The sequence below is a fragment of the Microvirga sp. GN3 genome (assembly GCF_055792825.1).
The window spans coordinates 1-4,780 of the sequence record NZ_JBVVAK010000291.1 but is presented as its reverse complement, the minus strand read 5'-3'; the positions used below and the strand labels follow the sequence as shown (position 1 = coordinate 4,780).

Below are 4,780 nucleotides of genomic sequence, written 5' to 3'. Positions count from 1 at the left end.
TCGGCCGAAGGCTGAAGACCCTCAGGGGCCTCACACCCTACGAGTTCATCTGCAAATGCTGGACACAGGAGCCCAAACGCTTCACCTTTGACCCGGTCCATCAAATGCCGGGACTGAACAGCTAGCTAACCGAGCGCGAGCCGTGATCGCGAAAGGTTTGATCGTTCCGCTCATGATCTGAGGTACCGAGTTGGTCGTTTGGTCACACAGTAAATCGATGTGCTGTGCCACGAGATCGGTCAGGGCCGGCCCTGAGCCGCGATACGCCACGAATGTCGGCTCGATGCCGAGGGCGTTAGCCAACAAGGCTAGACAGAAATGCCCTGACGTCCCAACGCCGCCATGGCCGAAATTGATCTTGTCCCGGTTGTCCTTGATCCAGGTGATTAGTTCGGGCGCCGCGGTGGCCGGCAGACTCTTTCTGCCCACAAGGACAAGGGGTGACCTATTGATCAACCCGACCGCCTCGAATGAGTTCACAGTATCGTAAGGGAGATGCTCAAACAGTGCCGGTGCTGCTGCGAATGAGATATTTTGTATCAGTATAGTCGTGCCATCAGGCTCAGCACGCGCTACCCGACTAGGGCCTACAGTTCCGCCGGCGCCTACAACGTTTTCGAGGATGAAAGTTTGCCCGAGTTGCTTACCCATCTGCTCGGCAATAGTGCGGGCGATGACGTCGGTCGGCCCGCCTGCGGAATATGGTACTACAATCCTGCCCGTCTGGGCCGAAGCACTCTCAGCATTTGCGAAGCCGATTATAAGACCCAGCCCTGCGCAGAGAACATTCATGCGAAGCGGTGATCTCTCACGGAACGTCCAGCCGGTATTATGCAATAGACGATGCACGCCTCGATTTGAATCTTCCGACCCGCCGTAGCGAAGATCACCGCGCTTTGATGCAGTACTTCTCTTTCCATAGTGGCAAAACCTCAGGATTGAGTACATTGTCCGGCACTTCATTGCTGATTATCCTCCTTGCGTTCTCCGCTGCATTACGGTGCATTTCTTCTTGTGACTCTATGGAATAGTAAGCCGTATGCGGGTTGATGATGCAGCGCCCTTGCAGCCACGGCGCCCGTGACGCCCAATCGTGAAGTGCTGTCATGTCAAGTGGCGGTTCCTCTGGGAGCACATCGAGCGCTAACCCCTGCAGCTTCCCCGACTTTAAAGCCGCCATGAGTGCACCAAGATCCGACACGATCTGACCGCGCGCCGTGTTAACGAGAAATGCGCCAGGCTTCATCGCGGCGATAAGATCGGGGCTAATCATACCCTTCGTTTCAGGCGTGAGCGGTACGTGGAAGCTAATGATGTCCGATTGTCTTGCAAGCTCGTGCAAGGTCCGCGCACGCTCGCAGCCGTAGACCTTCTCGATCCCGGACGGGGCGTAAGGATCGAACATCAGCGTCTGGAACCCAACTGCCTTCCCTTTGAGTAATGTCGACGAGCCGATGCGCCCCGCGCCCACAACTCCGAGGACCATCGCGCTCGTCCGCTTAATGGTCGGAATTACGTTCGATTGCCACGTTGCAGGAAGCTTTGAAGCGATCTCGTCGTACTGCATGATCCCACGTGAGAGAGCGAGGATCATGGCGAGCGCCGTATTGGCGACCTCATTGATGCCATAGGTAGGATTGTTAAAGGCGACGATACCAAATTCGGTCGCCGCGCTCACGTCTACGTTATCGAATCCGGCTCCATAGCGGATGACACCGCGCAGCTTTGGATGGGCTCTTATGAATTCGCGATCCACCTTATGACGCCATACGATGGCGACTTGGATCTCAGGATTCAGACCCTCTGCAAGAGCACTGCCAAGGATCGATTTAGCGATTCGAAGATCAGATATGTGATCCGTAATGACGACTGAATTCTTCGGAGGGCTTTCGTCATGAATCATTATCTGCTCTCATATACGCATTCGATCTCCTGAATGTTCGATCAACATCTTGAATGAGCAAATTGATCTTTGTGATGGTCTTATTGGGCCGATCAATATCCAGTGCCGCCGGAGGGCCACCCAGCTCCCATCAAACGTCGTCGCACAAACGCAGAGTGAGTGCGTAGCTGAGCTTTTGCCGCCACCGCACGTAAGCGCCCGTACAGTCGGCGGCCGCCCGTGCCTGCATGGCCGTCTTGAACCTTCGCAACATCCGAGTGACGCCCGCAGCCATTGACCGTGTGAATAAGACCAGACGAACAAATAATTTCACAAGCGGAAATTGACTGCTCAAAGTCGTAGCCGGGTGGCGCCTAGGCTGACCTATTGGCGTCGGTTACTCAGTGAATGAACAACAACGCGTGGCGAATAGACCCTGCCAAAAAGAACACTATTCGCCCGTGGTCCCTGGGAGGATCGATTTTATGAAACGGCAGATTTTGGCGGCTGCGATCGGCAGTATTCTCACTTTGGCATCTGGGGTGGCCGTCCAGGCAGAGAGTGCAAAGCTTTCGAAGATCGTGGTTCCGTATGGTGCCGGGGGCGGTGTCGATGCCTTCGCACGCCCATTGGCAACCGTACTCAGCGAGGCGCAAGGCCATCGCGTCATCATCGACAATCGCGGCGGTGCGGGTGGAACGATCGGCGTCAACAACGTCTCCCAGTCACCACCAGACGGAACAATCGTACTCGCTGGCGGTGTCCATCAACCGATGGCTGAGGCGCTGTACCCTAAACGCGGTTATCGGATTGATCATGACTTCATTCCTCTTGCGATTACAGCAATTGTGCCCAACGTACTCGTGGTACCGGACAACTCGCGCTTTACAAGCCTGTCACAGTTGCTGGCAGAAGCTAAGTCCACGCCAGGAAAGTTGACGTACTGCTCGTCGGGTAATGGGACCTCCCAGCATATCATCGCGGAGATGTTCAAGCGCGATATGGGAGTCGAAATTGTTCACGTACCATATCGCGGGACCGCTGCGGCACTCCAGGACTTGGTCGCGGGGTTTTGTGACATGATGTTCGATGGATTAGGTACGTCGGCGCCTCAAATTGAAGGGAAGCGCCTGCGCGCACTGGCAGTAACGACGGCCAATCGAACGCCTTTCCTAAAAGAGGTGCCGACATTGAAGGAGGCGGGTGGCCCGCCACTCGATGTGTCAACTTGGTATGCGCTGTGGGTTGTGCAAGGGACGTCACCCAACACAGTGACTAAGCTGAGAGGAATGATCAAGACCGCCTTGGAGGATCCCTCGGTCAAGCGCGTTTGGGAGCAGCAGGGTGCAGTGGTCCCGTCAGTCGCCGATAGCGACATCGGCAAGTTCGTTCAAGACGAGACGGCATTTTGGACCAAGACGGTAACGGATCTAAAAATTCGCGCCGACTGACGATACAGATCGCTTGACCCGCTGACGGGCCACGTTTCGAGGGAGTGACCTTGAGATCCGGAAGATCGCAAGGTCACTGAACTCAGACCGAGGAGTACAACGATGTGGGTCTTAGTCCAGACAGGCGGTTGCAACTCCCCATACTTGGCATGATGACGCGACGAAACGAGGTCGCCGTACTGGTTCCTCAGTAAACCGCCGGGGAAGAACCCTGGGGCAAGGCTCAAATGGAGCCCTCGACAAGGAGTTTATCTCGCCCTCGCCTCCCCGAGTCAGGTGCAGCGCGCAGGAATGCGCTTCTGCAACCGCGACCTGAACTGAGGCATGGTTCAGAGCTGATATCGCTGTCTATACAAGCGTTATCTGCGTAGCGATTTACAACGAGGTCATTCCAGAGCGACCGAATGCCGTCCTTACCTCGAGCACAACCCGAGGGGTATTCTAAAATCCGGTCTGGTTAAGACGGCTGAAGGTTTGCGTCATACATTGCCATCGATGAGAACCGGAAGGCGACCCACCCATGGCCCTGCTGCTTGCTCCTGGTTTTATGACTGATGCTGATCTTTGGCGCGATATGGAAGACGAGCTGGCCCCCTTTGGGCCACTCATTCATGTGGATTTAAGCCGCGACAGTTCGATCGAGGCTATGGCCCTTCGAGCGTTGCAGAGCGCGCCGCCATCGTTCGTGATGGTTGGGTTCTCGATGGGTGGCTACGTCGCTCGCGAGATCGCTCGGCAGGCGCACGCCCGCGTGTCTAGCCTCGTCCTGATCGCCACATCGTCACGCGCTGATACACCCGAACAGGAACGGCGCAAGTCTATGCAAGCCATGCAAGCGACAAAGACGGCTTTCGCTGGACTGAGCCGATCAGCAATCGCGTTGTCGCTACATCCAGACCGAGCCAGCGAGGCCGCAATCATCGATCGCATCCAGGCGATGGGAGGTCGTCTCGGCTCTGAGGTCTTCCAACGGCAGTGCGGCCTCACTCGCAGCGGTGATCTGGACCGTCTAAATGAAATCCGTTGCCCAACGCTGATCCTCACAGGAGACAAGGATAGAATCCGGACGTTGGCCGAAGCAGAGGAACTGCATAGCCGCATTGCAGGATCAGAGCTCGCCGTGATCGAAGGCGCCGGGCACATGCTTCCCCTCGAAGCACCGCAGCGCGTGGGGACGACAATAGCCTCGTGGCTCAAGACGCGGGCACACAATGCCTAATTCTTGACTTGGTCAGCGGTATGGAGCGCTGAGCGTTCCGTAGCGCCTGGCAACACTGTAGAAGGCGCGCGCTCACCATGTTGTCTCGGCCTTGAAGCTGGGCTCTAGATGTTTGATCCCGGGGTTTGATGGTGCATTCTTATCGCCGGAATGGAGGGATGCGCTATGGGCCAGGTTCTCCATGGGAGCGCCACAACGACAGAGGCAGTCCGTCGAGCAATACAGCAT

4 protein-coding genes and 1 pseudogene are annotated in these 4,780 nt (G+C 56.3%); 3 read left to right on the top strand and 2 right to left on the bottom strand.

What is annotated here, in order from left to right; translation table 11 throughout:
* Positions 1-125 (top strand): annotated as a pseudogene (locus ACS5Q1_RS46575) (IS481 family transposase); the annotation flags it as partial.
* Here ACS5Q1_RS46575 and ACS5Q1_RS46570 read toward each other — a convergent pair.
* Both ACS5Q1_RS46570 and ACS5Q1_RS46565 read right to left on the bottom strand, forming a co-directional pair.
* A complete protein-coding gene (locus tag ACS5Q1_RS46570; RefSeq protein WP_473104570.1) occupies positions 82-651 on the bottom strand; it encodes a tripartite tricarboxylate transporter substrate-binding protein in 570 nt (189 codons plus the stop codon). The pseudogene ACS5Q1_RS46575 and the gene ACS5Q1_RS46570 overlap by 44 nt on opposite strands.
* Before the next feature lie 235 nt (positions 652-886).
* Entirely contained in the window at positions 887-1,903 is a 1,017-nt protein-coding gene (locus ACS5Q1_RS46565; protein ID WP_473104569.1) for a C-terminal binding protein, read from the bottom strand.
* 464 nt (positions 1,904-2,367) lie between these two features.
* Here ACS5Q1_RS46565 and ACS5Q1_RS46560 point away from each other — a divergent pair, with 464 nt between their 5' ends.
* Entirely contained in the window at positions 2,368-3,333 is a 966-nt protein-coding gene (locus tag ACS5Q1_RS46560; protein WP_473104568.1) for a Bug family tripartite tricarboxylate transporter substrate binding protein, read from the top strand.
* 520 nt (positions 3,334-3,853) lie between these two features.
* Positions 3,854-4,552: an alpha/beta fold hydrolase gene (locus ACS5Q1_RS46555; protein ID WP_473104567.1), complete on the top strand. Its 699-nt coding sequence runs from the start codon at positions 3,854-3,856 to the stop codon at positions 4,550-4,552.
* The last annotated feature ends 228 nt before the right edge of the window (positions 4,553-4,780 follow it).